The 23,140-nt window shown below is 52.2% G+C and carries 20 protein-coding genes; 15 read left to right on the top strand and 5 right to left on the bottom strand.

Features of this window, described 5'->3' with window-relative positions; all coding sequences use genetic code 11:
* Positions 1–23: 23 nt before the first annotated feature.
* Positions 24–659, bottom strand: a complete 636-nt coding sequence (locus EYB48_RS06965) for a YcbK family protein (RefSeq protein WP_162019592.1) — start codon at positions 657–659, stop codon at positions 24–26.
* A gap of 201 nt (positions 660–860) precedes the next feature.
* On the opposite strand from EYB48_RS06965, the gene EYB48_RS06960 reads away from it, so the two are divergent.
* The gene (locus EYB48_RS06960; RefSeq protein WP_162019591.1) at positions 861–2,060 is read left to right on the top strand and encodes a GIN domain-containing protein; all 1,200 of its coding nucleotides are present in this window, start codon (positions 861–863) and stop codon (positions 2,058–2,060) included.
* A gap of 179 nt (positions 2,061–2,239) precedes the next feature.
* Positions 2,240–3,046 (top strand): substrate-binding periplasmic protein, encoded by an 807-nt coding sequence (locus EYB48_RS06955; RefSeq protein ID WP_162019590.1) that lies wholly within the window; start codon positions 2,240–2,242, stop codon positions 3,044–3,046.
* Positions 3,047–3,073: 27 nt separating this feature from the next.
* Here the strand turns inward: EYB48_RS06955 and EYB48_RS06950 are convergent, their stop codons facing one another.
* Complete coding sequence (locus EYB48_RS06950) at positions 3,074–3,472, bottom strand: hypothetical protein (RefSeq protein WP_162019589.1); 399 nt, start codon at positions 3,470–3,472, stop codon at positions 3,074–3,076.
* Between the two features lie 315 nt (positions 3,473–3,787).
* Here EYB48_RS06950 and sodC point away from each other — a divergent pair, with 315 nt between their 5' ends.
* The 5 genes from sodC to EYB48_RS06925 all read left to right on the top strand — a co-directional run bounded on the left by sodC (position 3,788) and on the right by EYB48_RS06925 (position 8,674).
* Positions 3,788–4,306 carry a superoxide dismutase family protein gene (sodC, locus tag EYB48_RS06945; protein ID WP_162019588.1) on the top strand — a complete coding sequence of 173 codons (519 nt, stop codon included), beginning with the start codon at positions 3,788–3,790 and terminating at the stop codon, positions 4,304–4,306.
* 158 nt (positions 4,307–4,464) lie between these two features.
* Positions 4,465–4,845 carry a hypothetical protein gene (locus EYB48_RS06940; protein ID WP_162019587.1) on the top strand — a complete coding sequence of 127 codons (381 nt, stop codon included), beginning with the start codon at positions 4,465–4,467 and terminating at the stop codon, positions 4,843–4,845.
* Between the two features lie 298 nt (positions 4,846–5,143).
* A complete protein-coding gene (locus tag EYB48_RS06935; protein ID WP_162019586.1) occupies positions 5,144–5,392 on the top strand; it encodes a hypothetical protein in 249 nt (82 codons plus the stop codon).
* Between the two features lie 654 nt (positions 5,393–6,046).
* Entirely contained in the window at positions 6,047–7,120 is a 1,074-nt protein-coding gene (locus tag EYB48_RS06930; protein ID WP_162019585.1) for a hypothetical protein, read from the top strand.
* A 513-nt stretch (positions 7,121–7,633) separates the two neighbouring features.
* Positions 7,634–8,674: a hypothetical protein gene (locus EYB48_RS06925; RefSeq protein WP_162019584.1), complete on the top strand. Its 1,041-nt coding sequence runs from the start codon at positions 7,634–7,636 to the stop codon at positions 8,672–8,674.
* 314 nt (positions 8,675–8,988) lie between these two features.
* Here EYB48_RS06925 and EYB48_RS06920 read toward each other — a convergent pair whose 3' ends face one another.
* On the bottom strand, positions 8,989–9,912 hold the full coding sequence (locus EYB48_RS06920; RefSeq protein ID WP_162019583.1) for a TraB/GumN family protein: 924 nt from the start codon (positions 9,910–9,912) through the stop codon (positions 8,989–8,991).
* Between the two features lie 39 nt (positions 9,913–9,951).
* On the bottom strand, positions 9,952–11,994 hold the full coding sequence (locus tag EYB48_RS06915) for a UvrD-helicase domain-containing protein (protein WP_162019582.1): 2,043 nt from the start codon (positions 11,992–11,994) through the stop codon (positions 9,952–9,954).
* Positions 11,995–12,135: 141 nt separating this feature from the next.
* Here EYB48_RS06915 and EYB48_RS06910 point away from each other — a divergent pair, with 141 nt between their 5' ends.
* From EYB48_RS06910 to EYB48_RS06880, 7 genes are all read left to right on the top strand, one after another.
* Positions 12,136–13,611 carry a M28 family peptidase gene (locus EYB48_RS06910; RefSeq protein ID WP_202927706.1) on the top strand — a complete coding sequence of 492 codons (1,476 nt, stop codon included), beginning with the start codon at positions 12,136–12,138 and terminating at the stop codon, positions 13,609–13,611.
* Between the two features lie 137 nt (positions 13,612–13,748).
* On the top strand, positions 13,749–14,231 hold the full coding sequence (locus EYB48_RS06905; protein WP_162019581.1) for an SRPBCC family protein: 483 nt from the start codon (positions 13,749–13,751) through the stop codon (positions 14,229–14,231).
* Between the two features lie 237 nt (positions 14,232–14,468).
* Positions 14,469–15,323, top strand: a complete 855-nt coding sequence (locus EYB48_RS06900; protein ID WP_162019580.1) for a hypothetical protein — start codon at positions 14,469–14,471, stop codon at positions 15,321–15,323.
* 162 nt (positions 15,324–15,485) lie between these two features.
* Positions 15,486–16,175 carry an aquaporin Z gene (gene aqpZ / locus EYB48_RS06895; protein WP_162019579.1) on the top strand — a complete coding sequence of 230 codons (690 nt, stop codon included), beginning with the start codon at positions 15,486–15,488 and terminating at the stop codon, positions 16,173–16,175.
* A 184-nt stretch (positions 16,176–16,359) separates the two neighbouring features.
* Positions 16,360–17,379, top strand: a complete 1,020-nt coding sequence (locus tag EYB48_RS06890) for a transporter (protein ID WP_162019578.1) — start codon at positions 16,360–16,362, stop codon at positions 17,377–17,379.
* A 245-nt stretch (positions 17,380–17,624) separates the two neighbouring features.
* Complete coding sequence (locus EYB48_RS06885) at positions 17,625–18,902, top strand: HD-GYP domain-containing protein (RefSeq protein ID WP_162019577.1); 1,278 nt, start codon at positions 17,625–17,627, stop codon at positions 18,900–18,902.
* A complete protein-coding gene (locus EYB48_RS06880) occupies positions 18,899–21,331 on the top strand; it encodes a sensor domain-containing protein (RefSeq protein WP_162019576.1) in 2,433 nt (810 codons plus the stop codon). Before EYB48_RS06885 ends, EYB48_RS06880 begins: the two co-directional genes overlap by 4 nt.
* Here EYB48_RS06880 and EYB48_RS06875 read toward each other — a convergent pair.
* Positions 21,295–22,050 carry a tetratricopeptide repeat protein gene (locus tag EYB48_RS06875; RefSeq protein WP_162019575.1) on the bottom strand — a complete coding sequence of 252 codons (756 nt, stop codon included), beginning with the start codon at positions 22,048–22,050 and terminating at the stop codon, positions 21,295–21,297. The genes EYB48_RS06880 and EYB48_RS06875 overlap by 37 nt on opposite strands.
* Positions 22,051–22,225: 175 nt before the next feature.
* Here EYB48_RS06875 and EYB48_RS06870 point away from each other — a divergent pair, with 175 nt between their 5' ends.
* A complete protein-coding gene (locus EYB48_RS06870) occupies positions 22,226–23,134 on the top strand; it encodes a methylglyoxal synthase (RefSeq protein ID WP_328823288.1) in 909 nt (302 codons plus the stop codon).
* The last annotated feature ends 6 nt before the right edge of the window (positions 23,135–23,140 follow it).

Below are 23,140 nucleotides of genomic sequence, written 5' to 3'. Positions count from 1 at the left end.
ACAACAAAACCCGTCGCGGCTGTTCACCCCTTCCAGGTGCGCTGTAAGCCCGTATCTGCGTGTATCCAGCCGCCATTTGCGCTGGCCCGGTAGTAAAACCCGACACCGCCCTGACGGAAGCTTTTGACCAAACCGCCCAATACCTCTTCATGCAGGTTACCGATCCGGATATCAGCGGCCTTACCATCCATATGCAAGGATTTGCGTGCGGCCGGGACGCCTTGTTCGATCAGATGCTTATTCGATTCCGGGGTGCGGTAGCCGGACAGGATTTCCAGCGGCCGGGTCAGACCAAATCGGGCGACATAGGCCTGGGTAGCCCATAGGGTTTCCAGCAATTTCGGATCGATAGGCGCAGTTTTTTTACCGTGAACATCACGCAGGATATGGCACAACTCCTGATAAGCGGAGCCCAGCATTTCGCCATCTTTCCAGTACAGCAGACGACTGCGTTCGCCCGACGCGGGCCGGATAAAGTCTATCGTACGTGGTTTGACCCAGAAATCCAGATCCAGGGTCTGGGCATCGAACAGATCTGGCGGGGGTTCCAGCGCCGTACTTTTTTCAGCGGGCTGATCGGCAGCAAAGACACGGTTCACGGTCAGGCCGGCAGCTGTCAGGATCAGGCTTTGTTTGAGCAGTTGGCGTCTGGTCGGCATAGGAAATCAGGGTAGGAAAATGTGAGCACAGTATACACATTATGGCGCCAGATTCCAGAATACCCAAGCTGGATCCGAATAAAGATGGTCATACTTTTTGCCGCTGACACTGCGATTTATGCAATCTGTCGCAAAGCCAATGCGAAAATCCGGTGAACCCGACTACACTGGCGACTCATTGATCATTTCTCAATATCTATCATGTTCAAAACCCTGACCCTGAGTAGTCTGTTCGTTCTGGCGCTCTGCGCCTGCGAAGTCAAAGTGAATGGCGTTGACATCAAAGCGAATGGAAAAACCACCACACAACGCGTAGAAGTCGCCGATTTCGACAGCGTAGAAAACGAGAGTTTTTTTGATGTCGTGATCACTCAGGGTCAGAAGAGCCCTGTCGAGATCACAGGCGATGAAAAACTGGTACCCGAAATCATCGCGGTGGTGGAAAACAAGCGCCTGATTATCCGCACCAAGAGCAAGTCTTATCGCATGAGCTGGACTAACCGGCCAGGAACGGTTTCGGTCAGTACCCCGGTATTGCTAAGCCTGCTGCAATCCGGCTCAGGTGACATAGAAGTACGATCTCTCAATAACGAGCAATTCACGCTGGAACACCATGGTTCGGGCGATGTGAAAGTATCCGGAAAAACCGGTAAGCTCAAAATCACGTCAGCCGGCAGCGGCGATCTGCAGCTGGAAATGCTACGCGCCGGGGCGACTGAACTCGATCTGGACGGCTCGGGCTCAGTCAGCCTGGCAACCGTCGCGGGTGAATTCAATGCGCGCCATAGCAGCAGCGGTGATCTGCACGTCAGTGACTTGCAAAGCGTGCCGGTCAAGCTCAGCCATTCGGGTTCAGGTAATGTCGAATTACGTGGTCCAATCAGCGGGCTGCAACTGGAACACTCAGGTTCCGGTGATGTTGAAATCTCTGGCTTACGCAGTAAAAATGCCGATCTGCAATTACACGGCTCAGGCGAATTGCGTTTGCGTGGCGAGGTCGATGACTTGAAAACCGTGCTCAAAGGCTCAGGTGATGTGGATATCGACCAGCTGAAAACCGGCAGTATGCATCTGATCAATCAGGGTCCGGCCAATATCCGTGTGGGTGGCGTGCAACAAACATTGCAAGCAGAGCTCAGCGGCTCCGGCGACCTGGAGGCGGATTTTTCTTCTGATGCCCAGATCGATCTGACCATGCGTGGTGCTGGCAAAGTCAGTATGCAGGGCAAGGCAAAATCCCTGCGCGCCCAGATCAGCGGCTCAGGCGACCTCGATGCGGAAGCTTTGTTGCTGGAAACCGCACGTGTGCAGGTGACCGGTCCCAGCCAGGCCGTGGTCAACGTGAAGAAAGCGGGTGGCTCGCGTCAGGTCAAGATAGACCGGACGGGGGTGCTGGACTAATCAATCGCTGTCACACTGTGTATGCTGCCATTTCGATATTAACCATATGCAACATACTGTCAAAAGTAGAGGAAGAAATCTGAATTCACAGAAAAAAGTCAGCTAAGATGTAAAAAGCTGACTTTTTTCCATACTGGTCGCCGGCCCAGTGTGGGTAGTCAAATTCTTGCCTACTTTTGATGATGTCTATTTTCAGATATGTTCCGGCATTACGCCGCCTCTTGTACTGGAGCCTGGTCTGCAGCCTTGCTCTGACATCCCAGATCAGCCGGGCCGGCAGCCCTGCGGAATTTCTGACTTTACTGGTCAGCGAAGAAACCGATGCGTATGGCAAAGTCATCCCTCTGTCCGAGCAAAATATCCAGCTGTTCCGCAGTCTGAGCAAAGAGATGCAGGTACAACTGATCGTACAACGCTATCCCTGGAAACGTGCGCTGGAAAAAGCTTATCAGGGTGAGGGCATGATATTCGGGATCTCTCCCACCACAGAAAGACGTAGCAAACTGGACTTTTCCCAAGTGGTCTATACCGAACGGGTGCATCTGGTCACGCGCTGTCAAAGCAGCTTTCGCTACGAAACCCTGCAGGATTTAAAAAGCAAACGCATCGGTGTGGTGCGTGGCACCAGTTATGGCGAAGCCGTGGACCAGCAAATGGGCAAGCTGTTTGAGGTCGAGCAGGATACCAGCCGCCTGTCTGGACGCATGACCAAGTTACTACAAGGCCGCATGGATGGCTTTTTTCACTACAGCTATCTACATCCAATTGCGCTGGAATCCAGCCTGAATCACTATTATTTCTCAGAAATTCAAGGTCAGGCCAGCCAGTCCGGAAAATTGTTCTGCGTCCAGCCCAAGGCTATCTCGAGTGTGGATATCCATTTTGCGATACGCAATGACATCAATCAGGGTCGCTTACACAAACTGGATGCGGCCCTGATGAAGCTCAGGCAAAGCGACGCATTCCAGAAAATGTTCAGCCAGTGAGGCGCGTTCAGCCTTAGGCAAGCCAGCTCAGGCCTGACGGCGGATGCCAAAATCATGCTGCAACACCAGACGGGTGCTTGCTATCAGACTATTCAAACCCAGCACCAGCGGCAGTAAATGTTCCGCTGCAATCAGCCAGACCTGGCCGCGTGGCGGCTGCACGCCAGTGATGGCGCTCAGTACCGGCACCGCCCAGGCTGCTTCCGGCAAGACGTCGAGCAGGATATCGCCATCGCTATTGGTGTGCAGATACAGCTCACCACCATGCAATAAAGTAAAACATACCCCCTGCCCCTGCGACTGCTGCTGCGCTGGTATCAGCTGCTGCAGTTCACGGTTATACAAATCCAGCCAGGCTTCCGCCTCATGGATATCTTCCAACACGACCCAGGGCAGGTCAGGATAGCGCTTCACTTCCGTTTTCATTCCATCTACTTTGCAAATAAGACCGGCGCGCGGTCGTTGAGGGACTAGCCATCCTCAGCGGAGCCAGTTACTCCGCCGGGACGCAGATTGTAATGGATGACGGCATGCTTGGGGTAAGGCTGGACTGCATAGCTAGCTACGGCACTACCACTTGAGCCGGGATCAGACTTTTTACCCGTGTTGTAGGTATACACTGCGCAGTTTCGTATATTTCACTATCATGCAAGCTGCTGCCAGGTTTCATGACGCTGAGGATAGTGTCCGTGACTTCCGGGTACCCAGAAAACTTTGTAGTTACCTCAATGGAGAGTCAACATGAAATTACAACTTTCTCTCATCGCCTTACTTTCAGTCGCTGCTGCCAGCGTCAACGCGAGTACAGACATCAACCTGAATATCGTCGATGAAAAAGGAGCAGGCGCCGCCATAGGCAGTATCTCTGCGGTCGATACCAAGTACGGGCTGGTGTTGACGCCTGCATTGCGGGGACTCGCGCCTGGCCTGCATGGTTTTCATATCCATCAAAATCCTAACTGCGATACCAAAGAAAAAGACGGCAAGCTGGTTCCTGCACTCGGCGCCGGCGGCCATCTGGACCCGGCAGGCAGCAATAAGCACGGCGAGCCTTGGGGCGACGGGCATTTGGGCGATCTGCCGCCCCTATTCGTCGATGCCGCTGGCAATGCAACACAGCCAGTACTGGCACCGCGCCTGAAACTCGCCGATCTGGCCGGGCGCTCCGTCATGGTACATGCCGGTGGTGACAACCATTCTGATCATCCGGCACCATTGGGCGGTGGCGGCGCACGCGTCGCTTGCGGCATCGTGAAGTAAGTCAGTGCTAAGACTCGGCATTGCGTGCAGGCCGCAGCCAACGATGGCAAGGGCCTGTATCCTGCTTCAAGTCACCCGGCTACGGCTGTGATGCACTCAACAGCGCAGTCTGGTGCTGGTTCAGGCGCACTGACCACCTGCTATTACGGAGAACTTTTATGCCCAAATCCCAGACTACTGTGCAAATCCAGTGGCTCAGTGAAGTGGAAGAACATGACTACCCGGCTGCAGAGTCTTACCTCAGCATCATCTACGCTGATGACAAGGTCAGTGAATTGGTTGCGAAACTGAGAGATGCCGCTATCGTCAAATTTAAGGCTAAAGATATTTTCAGAGCCTCACAATTATCTTTGCTCGGTGTCAGTAATTCGCATGTAGAAAAAGACAGAAAAAAGATCAGGAAAGGCAACAGCCTGTCTCCTTTGTTATTGGTCAGAGATGAAGTGAATGCCAAGGTCATCATCGCTGATGGCTACCACCGGCTTTGTGCTGTGTATGGATTTGATGAAGATGAGCTCATCCACTGCAAAATTGTGTAAAGTCTTACACCTAGCACCCGATACGGAAACTGCATAATCGCTTTTAATTGCATTACAGTGATTATGCGCTTGACTGCGCACACGTCCTTTTGCCATGAAACGCCAGGTAATTTTTCTTGTGCAGACAGCTTACTTAGTGATCACATCGCAGTGGCAAACACACGACTGGCCGTACCAACTCCCGTCAGCTTAGGAATGATGATGAGGTGAATGTAGTTGTATCATTTACATCATTATGTTAATGTTGCCAGCTTAATTCGTATCCGCCATAGTCGTTTTTTCTGGAGTGACCATAGAGATGAAGTTTGCTATTTCCCTGTTGAGTTTTGGTGTATTGCTGGTCGCGTTGCCGGTATTGGGCAATATGTACAACAATCATGAATTCACCAATCTGGTCGCAGTGATCGCAGCCACCAATACCACAGTCAATCCACCTGAACCATCCATCCTTTGGTACGCCATCTCAGCAGGCATAGGCGCCATCCTGATCACCGTCGGCATCGTCGTTGGCTACTTAAAAGAATTCACCAAAAAAGCAAGCGCTTAAACATCAACAAACTGTGCGTTGTTCAGGACGCACAGAATCAGACAAGTGCATGAAGTAAAAGCCTGCATACAAACATTTGATCTATGCGGCAGTGGAAACGACAGGCGTTTTGTTGTGCCATAGGCATCATTATGCTAATGTCAGTTTTCTCTTCGTAAATCAAGTCAGGATTCTTGATGTCTTGCTGCCCGCACTGTCAAAGATCTCTCAATTTTGTGGATGTACGCAGAAAAGTACTGCGGGCAGGGGTAGCTTGGTCTCCGCCTGTTCTGTCACAGCCACTATGCCCTTTCTGTGACGGTGCGGTCAGGCCGCGAAGGCGCTTACTAAGCCGAACCATCCTTTTCTTTGGCACACTTATTTCGCTTCCTAGCGGTATATTGCTGGCAGTTTCATTGCCCAAGCCGGTGACACTGACGCTTGGTTTCGAGCTTATTGCAGTGGGCTGTCCAGTAATCGCTACCTTTGCGACGCTATGGTGCGCTAAAGCGATGATTCACTATGAAAAGTCAGATTCCTGACGTGGCAACCGGTCTGAGCGCCATGATGTTGTTTGACCTGCGCACCAGCGCAGTTGGACGGCGAGTTCGCGAGTGCGCCATCTCGCCATGTCAACAATCAGCACCAGCCCAAGTTTGAACATCACAGCCTCCTATGAACATCTCCGACTTCAGCTTTGATCATGGCATATTCGCGCTGATACTGATTGCGCCGCTCTTACTAAAGCACTGGGTCAGTATAAGAAAAGCAAAGCTCACTAAACAGACGCAGGATCGACTTGTCGATTCTTTAGTACGTGATGGCGTAGATAACTGGTGTCGCGTCTACGTCGCAAGAGCATCGCACTTCTCAAAATCGCATACCTTGATTGAATTCGAAGCCAGGGGCGTATTAGTCAACTTGCAGGATCAGCTTCGCCTGATCGCAGAATTACCGTCGGGTGAACGCCTGGACAAAACCTATCCGAAAGAGAATCTGAGGCTACGCTGGATAGGCAAGAAGTGGCCTGCCAGTTCGAGCTTAGCCTGGATAGCGATTGGATCAGATGAAGACAAACTGATGCTTTCCGCTGATACCGCTTTTAATGCCTTACAGTCGAGCGAGGCGACAGCGGATATGTGCCTGAGAATTGACACAGACTTTCGCTTACCCGACAACGCCAGATCAGAATTCGCATTAGATAAAAATCTCGTCTCACTGACGGTTGTTTTAGCGTTTTTCCTGCTGCTGACATTTGCACTTGTTGATGGAATATCCCTTAACAAATACAAGTTGTTGGCGACCGCTACAATGCAATTTGGGTTCCCGATTTTCGGCTTACCGGCACTCATGCTTTGTGTATTTCCAGTTTACCGCTTGCTCGCAAGAGCCAAAGTTCCGGTGAAAGAATCAATGACCTTATCAGTGCTGGTAAGCATAGCCCTCTGCCTCGCTTACGTTCCAGCGATCAAGAGAATAGATCAGCTTCTTTCTGATACTGGCTTCCAATCGTTCGCTTATCGGCTTGGGAAAAACGCGTCACTGGAACCCCTGTCCTCTGGCCCGCCGACGATTGATTACCCGGGCAGAAAAGAATACTGGGCCCAGTTTAATGAAGGCTCCATCCACCATTTTGACCTGGTGCATGGACCACTGGGGCTCTGGCAATTTGACCACTCTGAACCAGACAAAAAAATGCGCCAGTTCTATGAAGAGCGCCGCAAGGAAAAGAATGGTCTACATAATTAAGTCTTTATGTGGCATTTGCTGCTTTATTGCCATACATGCATCGTTATGTTAATGTCAGTTTTTGCAATTGCGTACAAGTGAAGGTTCTTAGTGGCCTATTGGATTTGCCCTCAATGTAAAAAAGACTGAATGACCGGCACATCCAAGTACGTATTGGTCGCGCCAAAGCTTATGGTAAATGTCCGTTTGCCGTACTTCTCTGAGCGTCAGACTGCCTGTTATGTCACTCATTCCCGGGTTTGCCGGATGGCTGGGTGTCATGATCCATAGCTGCTACAGCGATGAGGTAATTCCAGACCTCTTTACGACAATTTCTGGTTTAAGCATGGATTCCAACACTGTTCTTTTTGTTTGCAGCAATCTTCAATTACCGTGGCTGATTTTGGGATATCGCTATGACAGTGCTAAGACCGAGACTTAACAGTTTAAGCACCAGAAAATCACCCATTGCACTTCACTTTACGACTGACCTGGCGATTTCGCCATTTTTAGAAATCACACCATCCTATGAACATGAGCACTCTCTCCACAATTCAAGGAATCTTCTTGCTTACCTTGATTCCGATACTTTGGCTAAGCCTCAGAAAAGGACAGCGCGGCAAGCGGGCACAGGATCAAATTGTCGAAGCTTTGGGACGTGAAGGTTTAAATGACTGGTGTCGCGTCTACGTCGCCAGAGCACCGTTCTTCTCCAGGCGGTTCAAGTTATCTGGATTTGAAGCCAGGGGAATATTAGTCAACTTGCAGCATGAAGTTCGCCTGATCGCAGAATTGCCTTCAGGCGAACGCCTGGAAAAAATCTATCCGAAAAACAACCTGGGATTACGGTGGCTAGGCAACACGGGGATTGCCAGTTCAAACTTGCATTGGATAGCGATTGGATCAAGCGAAAACCCGCTGATGCTTTCCGCTGATGTTGGTTTTAATGCCCTACAATCGCGCGAAGCAACGGCAGATATGTGCCGGAGGGTGAACGCTGAATTTCGTTTGCCAGCCCTTGCCAAGTCAGATTTCGCGCTGGAGAAAAACCCCGCCTCGCTCGTTGTTGTGTCAGCGTTCTTCCTGCTGCTGGCATTTGCACTGATCGACGGCAAATTCCTCAATAAATACGAATGGTTAAGGACTGAGACAACAGCTTGGCTACTAATGCCGGGGATGCAAATGATCATGCTGTGTGCATTGCCTGTTTACTGGTGGCTCACAAAAGCCAGGGTCCCTGCGCGGGAATCCCTTACCTTGTCTACGCTCATGGCTGTAGGCCTAAGCATTGCCTACATTCCCGCCATCAAGAGAGTGGATCAGTTTCTTTCCGTTACAGGGCCGCAGTCGTATGCATATCGGCTAGGCGAAAATGCTTTACTGATGCCTGTATCCTCTGGCCCGCCAAATATTGATTACGCAGGCAAAAAAGAATACTGGGCCCAATTTGAAGAAGGCTCCATCCACCATTTTGACTTAGTGCATGGCCGATTGGGGCTTTGGCAGTTAGACCACTCTGAGCTAGAGAAAAAAATGCGCCAGTTCTATGAGGGACACCGGAAGAATAAAAAGTGATTGGTATGTTAGCTTCTTATTTTCAATTTGAAACAAGTGCGAGCGATCACAATCGCCAACGCAAGGCGCGTGCAGAATGCGGTGTACGCGCTAAAGTGTATCCTCGCTGACTCCATGCCTGAGGATCTCAGCTTAGGCATTTATACCGACGCGTGGTCTGAAAGCATTGACCTGCTGACGTGAGTCCGAATCATCAGCTCAAGCCAACTCGCGTTAGCAAGCTGTCGGTCACAGCTAAGCCTTACCTTTAATCACACGTCGACAGACACTTCACCATAAACAAATCAGACTTGGCAGTAAATTCGGGTGGCGTTTTACTTAATCTGCCTCACCTGCACCCCACGTTGCCGCAGTAAATCGGTCAGGCTGTTTTTGCCGGACAGGTGGCCGGCGCCGACGACGATGAACAGGCGTTTTCCGCTGTCCATCATGCTCAGGATTTTTTCGACCATGGGCAGGTTTCTGTCGTCGAGCAAGGCCTTCATGGTTTTGCGTGAGCCTTCGTCTTTATTCGCGATGTCTTCCATGATGCTGCCCAGGGTCTCGGCGTCGCCGCGCTTCCAGGCGTCTATCATGAACTGGGTATCGCGCAGGGCTTCGCCGTTTTTCATGGCACTCAGGGTTTGTGCCAGCATGGCATCGCCTTCTTCATCGCTGAGTCCACCGAGTACCTGAGCCTGAAATTCCATGCTCTCCAGTTCAACCACGGTTTTCTTATCTTTTTTGGCGCGCTCGATGAAATGCAAATCCACACCCAGACGCGGATCGTAGCCAAGTTGAGAAAACACGCCCATCATCAGACCAGTCGCAACGATGGCGGGCTTCAGTGGCTGGAACTGAGCCGAGGCAGCGCCCACGGTTTTACGCAAGTCTTCCCAGGTCGATTTTTGCAGATGGTTTTCCAGTTTGTCGCCACCGCTGTACATCAGCAAAGGCATGGCTTTCAGATTGGCCTGGGCATCGCTGCTGTCGACTTCCACAGCCAGGGTATCGGCTTGCTGATAGGCTTGCTGTACCGCTTCAGGAAAAGGATAAAAGCTTTTTTTAGCCAGATGTACTGAGCCAAACAGATAGGCGGTTTGCCCACCTTGAACGACTTCCCATAACACCCCCTTGGCCGGGCTTTCCGGTGTGCGGCTTGCGCCTTCAGCCAGGACACTGCCAGCGATCAGCAGGCTGCCACAAACGGCAGCCAGACCTTGTGATAAACGACGCAGCAATGGAAGGGTTGGGATCATGGTTTTATCTGTTTGGGTGTATGGTTCACATCCTGCTGCTCACAGCGGATTATTATCCTTAGGCTGACTGAGCAGGGCTTTGAGATTCGCCAGTCTTTCTTTAGGCGTGAGTATCTCGTTTTCTTTGGGCGGGGCATCACCCTCATCCAGTTTCATTTCTTTGATAAAACGTGAAGGATCACAATGTACCGGCGCACCGGCGCGTTTGCGCTTTTTGCACCAGGTCACATGCAGACTGCGCTGCGCGCGTGTGATGCCGACATACATCAGCCTGCGCTCTTCTTCTATGCGCGCCGCCAGAGTTTCTATCGGCGCGTCGCTGTCGCCTTTATGCGGCAGTATGCCTTCTTCCACGCCGACCAAAAACACATGCGGATATTCCAGTCCCTTGGAGGCATGCAGGGTGGACATGCGTACCGCGTCCGGCTCTTCGTCTTTGCCTTCCATCATACTCATGAGCGCGACCATCTGGGTCAGGTCGAGCAGACTGCGGTGATCGTCGGTGCCGTCTTTGCCGCCACTGCCCTTGGTTTTCAGCCACTGGGTAAAGTCGAGTACGTTCTGCCATTTGTTTTGCGCGGCGCGGTCATCGAAGCTGTCGTACAAATAGGCTTCGTAATTAATTTCTTTCATCAGGTCGTCCAGCAATTGCTCGGCATGACCCTCGCGATGGGCATGGGCCTCGACCTGATTAATGAAGGTGCAGAATTCGCGCAGCGGACGCAGCTGGCGATCAGTCAGTTTCGCTTCTATGCCACCTTTGAACACGGCATTAAACAGCGAGCACTGCCATTGTCCGGCAAACGCACCCAGCACTTCCAGCGTGGCCTGACCAACGCCACGCTTAGGCGTCGTGATAGCGCGGATGAAGGCAGGATCATCGTCTTCGTTGGCGATCAGACGCAGATAGGCGATGATGTCCTTGATTTCAGCGCGGTCGAAAAAACTCTGACCACCGGAGATGGTGTAAGGAATACGTTCGCGCCGCAAAGCCTGTTCGATCACACGCGCCTGATGGTTACCGCGATACAGAATCGCGTAATCCGAAAATTTGGCGCGCCGCTCGAAACGGTGCGCCGACAGCATGATCGCAACCTGCTCAGCCTCTTGTTCATCATCAGCCATGCCCAGCACTTTGATGGGATCACCTAAGCCATGTTCTGACCACAGGGACTTTTCAAACAGCTTGGGGTTGTTGCCGATCACCGCATTCGCTGCCTGCAGAATGCGGGTGGTGGAGCGGTAGTTTTGTTCCAGCTTGATGATTTCCAGATTCGGAAAATCGACTTGCAGCGTTTTCAGATTTTCTATGGTGGCACCACGCCAGGCGTAAATCGCCTGATCATCGTCCCCCACCGCAGTAAACATGGGCTTCTTGCCTATACCGGTCACCAACAGTTTAACCAGTTCATACTGGCAGGTGTTGGTATCCTGGTATTCATCCACCAGCAAATAACGCAGGCGGCGCTGCCATTTATCGCGCACCGCTTCATTGTGGCGGAACAGCTCGACCGGCAAGCGTATCAGATCATCAAAATCCACTGCCTGATAGGCCGACAAGGTGGCGACATAGCTGGCGTAAATCCGCGCCGCCGTTGCTTCATCCTCGTCTTTGGCTTGCTGCAGCGCCAGCTCAGGCGTGATCAGCGCATTTTTCCAGAGCGACATGGCGGTCTGGATGCGGCGTATCAATTGCTTGTCAGTGGTGATCGCCAAATCCTGTACCAGTGAAAAGCAGTCATCGCTGTCCATGATGGAAAAGCGGTCTTTCAAACCCAGCGCCTGGGCTTCCTGACGCAGAATTTTGACGCCCAGCGAGTGAAAGGTGGATACCGTCAATTGCCGCGCCTGGCGTGGCTCTGCCAGCAGTTTGCCTATCCTTTCCTGCATTTCCAGCGCGGCCTTGTTGGTAAAGGTCAGCGCAGCGATGTGTTTTGGGTCGTAACCGTGTAATTCAATCAGGTTCACGATTTTTTGGGTAATCACGCGGGTCTTGCCGGAGCCGGCTCCGGCCAGCACCAGACACGGGCCATCCATGTAGTTGACTGCATTGCGCTGGGGGGCATTTAATCCGTGTGACATAACTCGCTCTTCTGGTTGAGCGACGTATTCTAGCCCAGAGCGGGAACTCTTATCGGAATTCCGCTACTAAGCAGCGCAATAGCGCTCAATCAGCCTAATAATCAGCAGCATAACAATAAGCAGCAATAACAGGAGAAATGCATGGATCAGCAATATCAGGCCGGCCGTCGCCGTGTGATCGCAGGTCTGCTCAGTACGCTGGGCGGTATCAGCGCCAGTCCACTGCTCAGGGCGGCGGAAGCCACAGCCAATGCTGTTCCGGCCAAACTCAGCGCCAGCGAGATGCAAACTGCAGCATGGATACGCGAGCATGCACTTAGCGATAACCGCAGCTATGAAATTCTGGAGAGCCTGACCACCGAAGTCGGAGCGCGCCTGGCTGGCAGCGAAGCCGATCTGCGTGCGGTGGCCTGGGCCGAAGCCAAGATGCGTGCGCTGGGCATGGACAAAGTCTGGAAAGAACCAGTGCAGTATCCGGTCTGGCAGCGTTTGTCGGAACAAGCCAGTGTCATCAGCCCTTATGCTCACCGCTTACAGGTCACGGCGCTGGGCCACAGCGTATCAACCCCGGCTGGCGGGGTGCAGGCCGACATCGTGCGCGTCGCCAGCCTGCAAGACTTAAAAAATACTGATGCTGCCAAGGTACGCGGCAAGATCGTCTTCATCGACCACAAATTGAAGAAGTCGGCAGACTATGGCGAGGTTGCTGCGGGCCGTTCGCGCGGTGCCTCGGAAGCAGCGCGCAAAGGTGCACTGGCTCTGGTGATACGCTCAGTCGGCACCGACAGCCACCGGCTGCCACATACCGGCGTGATGCATTACGATGAAGATGCTCCACGTATCGCGGCCGCCGCGATTTCGAATCCGGATGCCGATCTGTTGGTACGCATGCTGAGCCGTGGCGAACCGGTGCGGCTGGATTTGCGCATACAGACTGCGATGCAGGGCAACTTCACCTCGTATAACGTGATCGGTGAATTGCGCGGCAGCGAACAGCCGGATGACTATGTGCTGATCGGTGGCCATCTGGATTCCTGGGATCTGGGCACCGGTGCGGTCGATGATGGTGCGGGCTGCGCCATCACGCTCGGTGCGGCAGAGTTTTTACTGCGTCATCAGTTGCGTCCACGCCGCAGCATACGCGTGGTGTTGTATGCCAATGAAGAGCAGGGCCTGATCGGCGGCCGCGCTTACCACGCTGCGCATCGCCATGAGATCAGCCGCATCCAGGCTGCCTCGGAAGCCGATTCGGGTCAGGGACCAGTCAAGATGCTGCGTTCCGATGTGCGTCCCGCAGCCTTGGCCGTAGTCGGCCAGATGCAGCAAGTGCTGGCTGGACTAGGCGTCAGCGCCGGTGGCAATCAGGCCCATCCGGGACCGGATATGGGCGTGCTGCGCGAAGCCGGTGCAGCCAGCTTCAGTCTGGATATGCAGGCTGATGATTACTTCGATGTGCATCATACGGCCGACGATACCTTCGATAAAATCGAACCGGCGCGCCTACGCCAATCCTGTGCTGCGTTTGCGGTGTTTGCCTGGATGGCGGCGCAATCGCCAGTGGATTTCGGTTCCGGTGATGAGTTAATTCAGGGCCGTAAAAACCGCACTGCAGGCTGAATCAGGGTTTGCAGAACTGTTTGCATAACGGTTTTGTACAGCGGCCTGAAGCGATACGCTGTGCCTGGCTTCAGGCACAGCGCAACATACAGCAGCGCAAACTCCGGTAAACTATGCCCAACTTGAAAGGGCAAACCATGAAATTTGAACATCTGATCGAAATCAACGATCTGCTCAACCCCCTCGCTTACTTCATCACGCGCGAACAATTGTGGCGCGGACTGATATTGCGCGCCGAAGCGCCAAAAATGTTTGTTCCCTATCTGGATGAGGCGCTGATCGCAGAACGCACCGAAGTCAGCATGCAACGCACGCTGAAATACGGTGCGCTGGAAGTGCGCGATACCGTGACTTTCGAGCATCAGCAACATGTGCATTACGCGGTACCGGCACAAGGTGAAATCACGCCTTCCACACTGCGTATGCAAATCGAAGAGCCACAAACGCAACGCCTGTTCCTGCGTTTTACCTATGACGACGGCATGCCGGAAGCGAAAGACCAGGAAAGCAGGATGTACAACAACTACCGTAAATCGGCTTATCAGGAAGCAGATATTGATACCGTCAAAGTGATACGGGAACTGGCAGAGGCGGGCCGGCTGGATGCCTTACCTAGCTGAGCCATAAAATTCTTGTCAGACAAGCACACAAATTGATATTTTTTTGTTACTATAAAAATTAACAGGATTGACACATTGATGACAGTAAAGCCTTAAGACGCAGCCAATTGAGCAAATGTGTGTAAATCCTGATCAACAGAAAACAATCAGGGCTCATTTGCTCATCCCGAAAAGTTGTTGCCAGCTTCTGCCTGCGGTGATGCAGATACAGTCCTCAATATCCATCAGGAGACTGCAATGCGTAAGAACTATCCAACATCCCTACTGAAACAAAGCAGTGTTGCGGGCATGCTGCTGATACTGAGCGCCTGCGGTGGTGGCAGTGCCGGCACCAATGAGGGAAATGCGGTCGGTACAGAGATTGCCTGTGCCCTACTGAATTGCAAAGATTCAGCGGATCTGGCCTTGCAGGATATTTCCACGCACTTTGTCGTCACACAGCGCAATGGCGTGGTGCAGATTAATGGCGGCCTGGGACAAAGTGCCAATCTCCTGACCGTAGTTCGCCCCAGCGGCAATGACCAGCTCAGCGCCAGCATCAATGGCCAGGCGGTGGCGCTCAGTGCCACCGATGAGCTGCGTAACCGCTACAGCGCACAAATCCCGGATGCCAGTGCACAGCCTTTCGTCATTGTGAATTTCATCAGAGCCGGCACCACTTACTCAAATACGGTCACACTGCCACCGGCATTCAGCATCGTGAATCCTGCTGGCCCTGTGACCCTGGCGCGCAGTGCAGGCAAGTTACGGGTGCAATTCAGCCGCAGCATGCCTGGCAACCTGTCTATCCGCGTCACCATGAAATGTACGCGCTACGATGGCAGCAGTTTCAACGAGCAATCTGATCTGCCGTTCAAACTGGAACCTGACGCCTATCGCATTGATACCCTGGATCTGGACCGCGTGCTGAATGCGCGCAGCGTAGCGGCCAATAACAATAATGCGAATACCGCATTAGTCAGTTATTGTGATCTGGAATTGATCTGGTCGCATTACACGATCGGTAACACCCACCCCAGTCTGAATAAATACAGCACTATCAGCGGAGAGCGAAGCGCCAGCCATCAGGTGTTTTATGATGCCAGGTTGTAATTCAATTCCCCTGGGAAATCTTTCGATGAACGATTGTTAAATGCCATTCTCTCATTTCATTTTTGACAAAAATTAACAGCCACCAATATGGCTGCTGCCCTAGCATGCAGGAACTGGTGAGAAGCCCTGAATCACCGAGAACTTAATTTTTGGAGAATCGATATGAAACGATATGCAGCAGAGTTTTTCGGCACTTTCTGGTTGGTGCTTGGTGGCTGTGGCAGTGCAGTGCTGGCAGCCGCTATTCCCGGCGTGGGCATAGGTTTGCACGGTGTCTCTTTGGCATTTGGTCTGACCGTGCTGACGATGGCGTTTGCGATCGGCCATATTTCAGGCTGCCATTTGAATCCCGCCGTGTCTGTGGGTTTATGGGTAGGTGGACGCTTCCCCGGAAAACAATTACTACCCTACATCATCGCTCAGGTTGCCGGTGGCTTACTGGCAGGCGGCGTGCTGCTGCTGATCGCCAGCGGCAAGCCTGGCTTTGAAATAAGCGCCGGCTTTGCGCTGAATGGGTATGCCGAACATTCGCCTGGCGGCTATTCGATGGTTGCAGCACTGGTCACAGAAGTGGTAATGACTGCCATGTTCCTGCTGGTGATTATGGGTGCCACTGATGCACGTGCGCCCAAAGGTTTTGCACCTATCGCGATTGGTCTGTGCCTGACACTGATACATCTGATCAGTATTCCGGTTACTAATACCTCGGTAAATCCGGCACGCAGTACCGGCGTTGCCTTATATGCAGGCGGCTGGGCGGTAGAACAGCTGTGGCTGTTCTGGGTCGCGCCATTGGTGGGAGCCGTCATCGGTGCGGCAGTGTATAACTTCCTGGCCAGCGCAGAAGACTGATACGGAAACAAAAGCATGCGAAAAAAAACGGTAGCTGCAAAGCTGCCGTTTTTTTTCGCCGCGCATAGCTGATAGCGCCCTCAATTTGGGCGTGCTGAATTGCACAACATGCATAACATACACAATACGCATAACAAAGCCCTTACAATGCTGACATCACGATCATTTCTGCAGGGAATTGGATATGGCATTGGAACACCTCTCTTATGGCTCAGACGCGACCGGTTTAATTTGCGGCTATTTGTTCTGCGCCAATCAGGCAGGTAAAACCATCTCCAGCGAAGAAGCAGCACATTGGCTGCAACAGCGCCAGCATACGGACGACGGCAGCTTTATCTGGCTGCATTTCAACCTCAGTAATGTGTCGACAGAAAAATGGCTGCAAGAACATGCTGATGCACCCGAAGAGTTTTTCGAAACGCTACACGAAGGCTCACGTTCAACCCGGATTGAGCATGCAGATCAGCATCTGATCGCGGTAGTGAATGATGTGGTGCATGATTTTTCTTATGAAGCCTCGGATATCGCCACGCTGTGGGTATGTCTGAATCAGGGCATGATGATCAGTACCCGCCGCACCTCACTGAAAGCAGTGGATCGTTTACGCCATGCGGTGAACCATGGCGAACGCTTTCATTCAACTACCGATTTATTGATCCATCTGCTGCGCGACCAGGCCGATGTGCTGATCGGCATCGTTCGTAACGTGATTCGTAAAGTCGATGAGATCGAAGACCATTTACTGGCAGAGCGACTGAACCATAAGCGTGCCAATCTGGGCGGGATACGCCGCGTACTAGTGCGCCTGCAAAGGCTGCTCGCGCCAGAACCTGCAGCCTTATTCCGCCTGCTGCAAAAACCGCCGGCCTGGGTTGCCGAAAACGATATTCAGGAATTACGACAATCCACCGAAGAATTTGCCATGGTACTCAGCGACATGGCCTCTTTGCAGGAAAGAATCAAGCTGCTGCAAGAAGAAATTGCGGCCCGCGTCAATGAACAGAACAACCGTTCTTTGTTCGTGCTGACCATCGTGACAGTGCTGGCTTTGCCGATTAATATGATCGCTGGTCTGCTGGGCATGAATGTGGGTGGTATTCCACTGGCACAACATGAATATGGTTTCTGGATCGTGGTCGCGATAGTCATCAGTTTCACCCTGATCGCAGGGTGGCTGGCATTCCGCAGCCGGCGCGACGACTAGACAGGAAATCAACCCGGCATAGTTTGCGGTTCTCACAGCAAACTATGCGTCATCCGTGAGACACTCTGGCGCTGAATGACAAGCTTGGGCTGATTAAACAGAGATATTTCTTGCGAAACTGCAATTCCGTATGCCAATGTAGTAGTTAGGGCAATACTTTGATGTACCATTAGGTGCTTAAGATTTTTAGCCTTTTCCCCAAGGGAACAATGCTGCGCCACAACACTATGCGTACAGCGGGAACCATGACTGATATTCAGACCCAGTTTATTGATGTGTCCCTGCTCAGAATCGGGATGTTTATCTACCTGGATATGGGGTGGATGGATCATCCATTTCCTGTAAGTAATTTCAAAATCAGTAGCCAGGAACAAATCAATACCATACGCTCGCTGGGCCTGGAACAGGTGCGCTATGCACCAGATAAAAGCGCCCAGGCAACGCAAGAATCCGCCGCTGTTACGGCGAGCATCGTGACACCTATCTCGCAGGAGTCCGAACAAAACCAGGCCGCCAGACTGCGCCGCGAATTATTGGCCTGCCAGGCAGCCAGTCTGCAAGTCTGCGAAAAACAATTCAACCATGCTGCCCAGACCTTGCGGCAAGTAAACGACCAGGTACATGCGCAACCTGTACTGGCCAGAGAATTAACGGAGAAATTAATTCAGGATTTCCTGGGCGAAGTGCTGAGTGAAGATGAAGCTGCAATCCGTTTACTGTCAGAAAAAGCCGGTGAAAAAACCTCGCTACACTCAATTAATGTGACTGTGATTTCCCTGTTGCTGGGAAAAGCCATGCAACTGAGCAAGGCCGACATGCTGCAACTGGGATTGGGTGCATTGCTGCACGATATAGGTAAAGTCAATCTGCCTGATCGTCTGCGTTGGATGGATGAACAATTCAATCATGCAGAAAAACTGCTTTTCCATGAGCATGTGAGCCACAGCGTGGCACTGGCGCGCAAAATGGCACTGACACCGTCAGCTATGTTACTAATCGCCCAGCATCATGAATTTATCGACGGCAGTGGTTACCCTAGCCGGGTGAGCGGCGATAAAATTTCGCCTCTGGCACGCATCGTGGCGCTGGTCAATCATTACGATAATTTGTGCAATCCATCCAATCCTGCACTTGCCGTCACACCACATGAAGCCCTGTCACAGATTTTCACTCAGGGTAAGGCGCGCTTTGATGCGGCCACACTCACAGCTTTTATCCGCATGATGGGTATCTATCCTCCGGGCTCAGTGGTACAGCTGACCGATGACCGCTATGCACTGGTGGTATCGGTGAATTCCAGTCGTCCTATCAAACCCAAAGTCATCATCCATGACAGCCGTGTGCCGCGCGAAGACGCACTCGTCATTAATCTGGAACATGAAAAGCAGCTGGGCATACATCGCAGCCTGAAACCGGTGCAACTTCCAAAAGCTGCTTACGACTATCTGTCGCCACGCAAACGCCTTTGCTATTTCTTTGAGCGTGGACTGGAGGCCAGCACAACGCTGGGAGAAAGCACATGAAGCCACATCAACTTCAGGCACTGATAGAGGGCATGCTGGAAGCAGTGATACTGGTCGACCCGATAGAATTGAAAATCATCGCGGCTAACCGCCAGATACATCAGATACTGCAACTGCCTGAGCACAGCTTACACGGCAGCTCCGTGATCGATATTGCTGCAGCACCTGAAGATGTGTTTTTTTGGGAAGATGTGGCGGCTGGTTTATCCGACAGTATTTATTCTGAGACCCTGCTGCGCCGTGCCGATAACAGCGTGGTGCAGGTTGAGCGCCGGGTCAGCCTGGTCAAAGTCGGTATGGACAGCTCAGTGTATGTGGTCGCCATTTGCGATCATTCCGATCAGCGTCAGGTCGAAAATGAATTGGAAAAACTGATCGCTGAATTGCGTGCTACGCTGGAATCAACGGCGGACGGCATACTGGTGACAGATATGGAAGGCGGCATCCGCAGCTACAATCACTTGTTTGCTGAACTGTGGGGTTTGCCAGATAAGCTGATGACGCAGCGCGATGATGCGGCAATCTATGCATGGATGGATAAATGCATGATTGATGCCGAGCACTACACCGAGCGTCTGGGTACGATCACCCGTTCCCCCTTGATGGAAGCAACCGATGTGCTGGTGCTGCGTTCTGGAAAAATTCTGGAGCGGGTAACCTTGCCACAGTATGCAAGGGGCAGACCAATAGGCAGGGTGTTTTCCTATCGTGACATCACCCAGAAGCTGGAAGATGAAGCCCGTCTGCAGCTGGCGGCCAAAGTGTTTGAATCCAGTACCGATGCGATCTTTATTACTGATGCCGATCAGCGCATCATCACCACCAATCCCAGTTTTGAACGTCTGAGCAGTTACCACGAAGATGAAATGCGTGGCAAAACCCCGCGTGAGTTTTTTGCGTCGGAAAGTAATGTAGATCTGATCGACCAGATACTGCAAAAACTGGAACTGGCGGGGTTCTGGGAAGGTGAACTATGGAATCGCCGCAAAAATGGTCATGCCTATTTGTGCATGATCACTCTGGTCAGGGTGCAGGATCAGTTCGGTAAAACCATCCATTACATCGGTTTTTTCAAAGACCGCACCGAAACCCATCTGGCGAAACAGCGTATCGAAGAGCTGGCATTTACCGATGCGCTGACCGGTCTGCCAAACCGCATCTTGCTGGCCGAGCGTATCAAACAATCGATCACGATCGCCAGCCGCAAAAACGGGAGCTTTGCCTTATTGTTTCTGGATCTGGATCACTTTAAACAGATTAATGACTCGCTAGGCCATCCGTTTGGCGACCGCGTCTTGCTGGAAGTGACGGAACGCCTTAAGCACTGCATACGGCAGGTCGACACCGCCGCGCGTCTGGGGGGCGATGAATTCGTGCTGTTGCTGCATGAAGCCAATGCAGAGGGCGCGGAAATCTGTGCCCGCCGCGTGCTGGAAGAACTGGCCGTTCCTATTTTGTTAGATGGCATGAGCTTTACCGTTACCTCAAGTATCGGCATTGCGCTGTTTCCGGGCGATGGCACCAATATGGCGGATCTGATTAAGAATGCCGACAGCGCGATGTATCACGTCAAAGAGCGTGGCCGCTCGGATTTTCGTTTTTATCAAAAGAAGATGAATATCGGTCTGCTGTCACGCATGAAGCTGGATCATGCCATGCGCCAGGCTCTGGAGAAGCAGGAATTCCGCTTACATTACCAGCCGCAAGTCCATTTAAAAACCGGGCAGATTTTTGGTGCAGAAGCACTGATACGCTGGCATGACGAAGAACTGGGTGAGATCAGCCCTGCACAATTTATTCCGATTGCGGAAGAGTCCGGCGCCATCGTACCTATCGGTCACTGGGTAATGCGTGAGGCTATTTCGCAGGCTGCGCAATGGCAGCGTGCAGGGCATCGTATATGCATGGCGTTTAATGTCTCAGCACTGCAATTTCAACAGGCTAACTTTGTCAGCAGCGTGGCGCAGACACTGGAAGAATATGGAGTCGCGCCCGATTACATAGAGCTGGAGCTGACCGAATCCGTGCTGATACGTGATGCCGATGAAACCCTGCGCAAACTGGAGGCCTTGTCCCAATTAGGCGTACGTTTATCGATAGATGATTTTGGCACAGGCTACTCCAGCCTGAGCTATCTGAAACGCTTCCCTATCCACAAGCTGAAAATCGACCGCTCATTTGTGGATGATTTACCTGAAGATGACAGCGACGTCGCCATCGTGACAGCGATTGTGCATCTTGCGCACGCATTGCAAAAACAAGTGATCGCAGAGGGTGTGGAAACCGAACAGCAACGCTGCTTACTCGAGCATTTGCAATGTGATGAATACCAGGGTTTTCTGTGCTCGCCGGCGATCAGCGCAAGTGAATTTGAGCGTTTGTTTTTATCTGATCAGGTTTTGAGCTGCCAGTTGCGGGTTTCTTCCTGAATGTCGGCGATCTGCTCAGCCGTCAATGCACTGCTGACCAGATCGCGGCTATCTATAGACTTTAAACCTATCTGCAAGCTGGCAGACAGCACATGCTGATAGCCGGTCAGCATACTTTTTTCCACGCCCTGGCCATACAGATACAGCATACCCAACTGAAAGCGGGCCGATGACATGCCACGATCTGCAGCTTGCCGGAACCAGTAAGCCGCTTTGACATCATTGCGTTTGACGCCCCGGCCATCGCGATACATCATCGCCAGATGGTATTGCGCACTGCTATTCCCCTGGCCCGCTGCAGCTTCATACCAAGCCGCTGCCTGTTGATAATTCTGAGCGACACCACGACCACTCTCATACAGAAAACCCATGACCATCTGGGCGGAAGAAAACTGCTGGCGCGCGGCCAGGTTCAGAAATTCGAGGGCTTTCCTTTCGTCGCGCTCGTTACCTTCACCGGTCAGATACAGCAGACCCAGATTCGTCTGCGCACCCGGATGTCCCTGCAAAGCCGCCCGGCTCAGCCAAAGTTTGGCATCTTCTATACTCTGAAAACCCAGATCACCATTCAGATACAGCAAACCCAGCGTGTTTTGCGCCTGCATATCGCCTAGCAATGCCCAACGCTGAAGCAGACTTTCGTCATCCTCAAACTCGTCATCACTCATCGCACTGGTACAGGCGAGCAATATCGTCAGACACAATAAAAGATGGCGCATTTTTTTCATGCTTGCCTTCCCCGTTTTGACATGATGTACAAAGTGTACGCATTTCTTTTAAGAATCATATATCTCTGTACTTGCTTTCAGTAACGAATTGTAGGCAGTTGCCACAAATGTTGCAATTCTCAAGCTACACTGCTCGTTTCCTCGACAGACTGTTACGGAGTTCCATGTGCAAGTTCCTATCTCTGCAGCCACAATACCTAAACGCCGGGTTGGCCTGATCGCTAACCGTTCCCATCAGGATGATCCACTATCGGCACTGGTGCAATTGCTGTCTGGTTCTCAGGCTGCTATCGCCTTTCTGAACATAGAATTCGTGGTCGTTGGCCGTACGCTGGATGCGATCTGCAAACATGGTCTGGACGCGCTGTGTCCAGCTATCGAACGTTTTCCTTATGGTCGTGAAGGTGGGCTGATGAAGCTGGTGTCGCGTGTGGTGGATGAAGATCCGCTGCGTGCCGTGGACGCGGTTATCTACCTGATCGATCCGGTCGATCCTTCCTCAGTATTTCCGGAAGCCGTCGCGCTGAAACGCCAGTGCGTGATCCATCAAAAGCCCTTTTTATCGACACTGGCCAGTGCCCAGGAATGGCTGGAACTGCAAGCCTGCCTGCTTGGTAAAGCGGCTGATCCGGCCTTAGATGCACGCTTTCAACTCGAACAGGAAGGCATCGCCCTGATTGCGCATGATGCGCTCAAACCAGCGATGCTGACACTGGCGGAAAAACATTTTGCCGTACTGGACCGCTTTGCCTGCCGCTATGCGACCGGCACCACGGGCGGCTTACTGAATCAGACCGCCAGCCGGCTCAAAGCAACTGAGGCGCCAGCCTGGGTACATCCGTATCGTTCAGGCCCCTTAGGTGGCGATGCGCAACTGGCAGAACTGGTGTTGGAACGCAAAATACGCCGCATCCTTTTTTTAGAAGATCCGCATGTCGCGCGTCAACACGAAGCGGATATTCAATTGCTGGAACGTGCAGCGCGCACCGTCACTGACTTCGCCCTGGTGATCAGCGAAGCCAGTGAGGCAGATCGTTATTTGCATGCACTCAGCTTGCGTTCAGCATCCGCATAACAGGAC

Source organism: Cognatundibacterium crateris (genome assembly GCF_010078235.1).
Classification (GTDB): Bacteria; Pseudomonadota; Gammaproteobacteria; order Burkholderiales; family Burkholderiaceae_D; genus Undibacterium; species Undibacterium crateris.
This window is presented reverse-complemented; position numbering and strand designations above follow the sequence as displayed.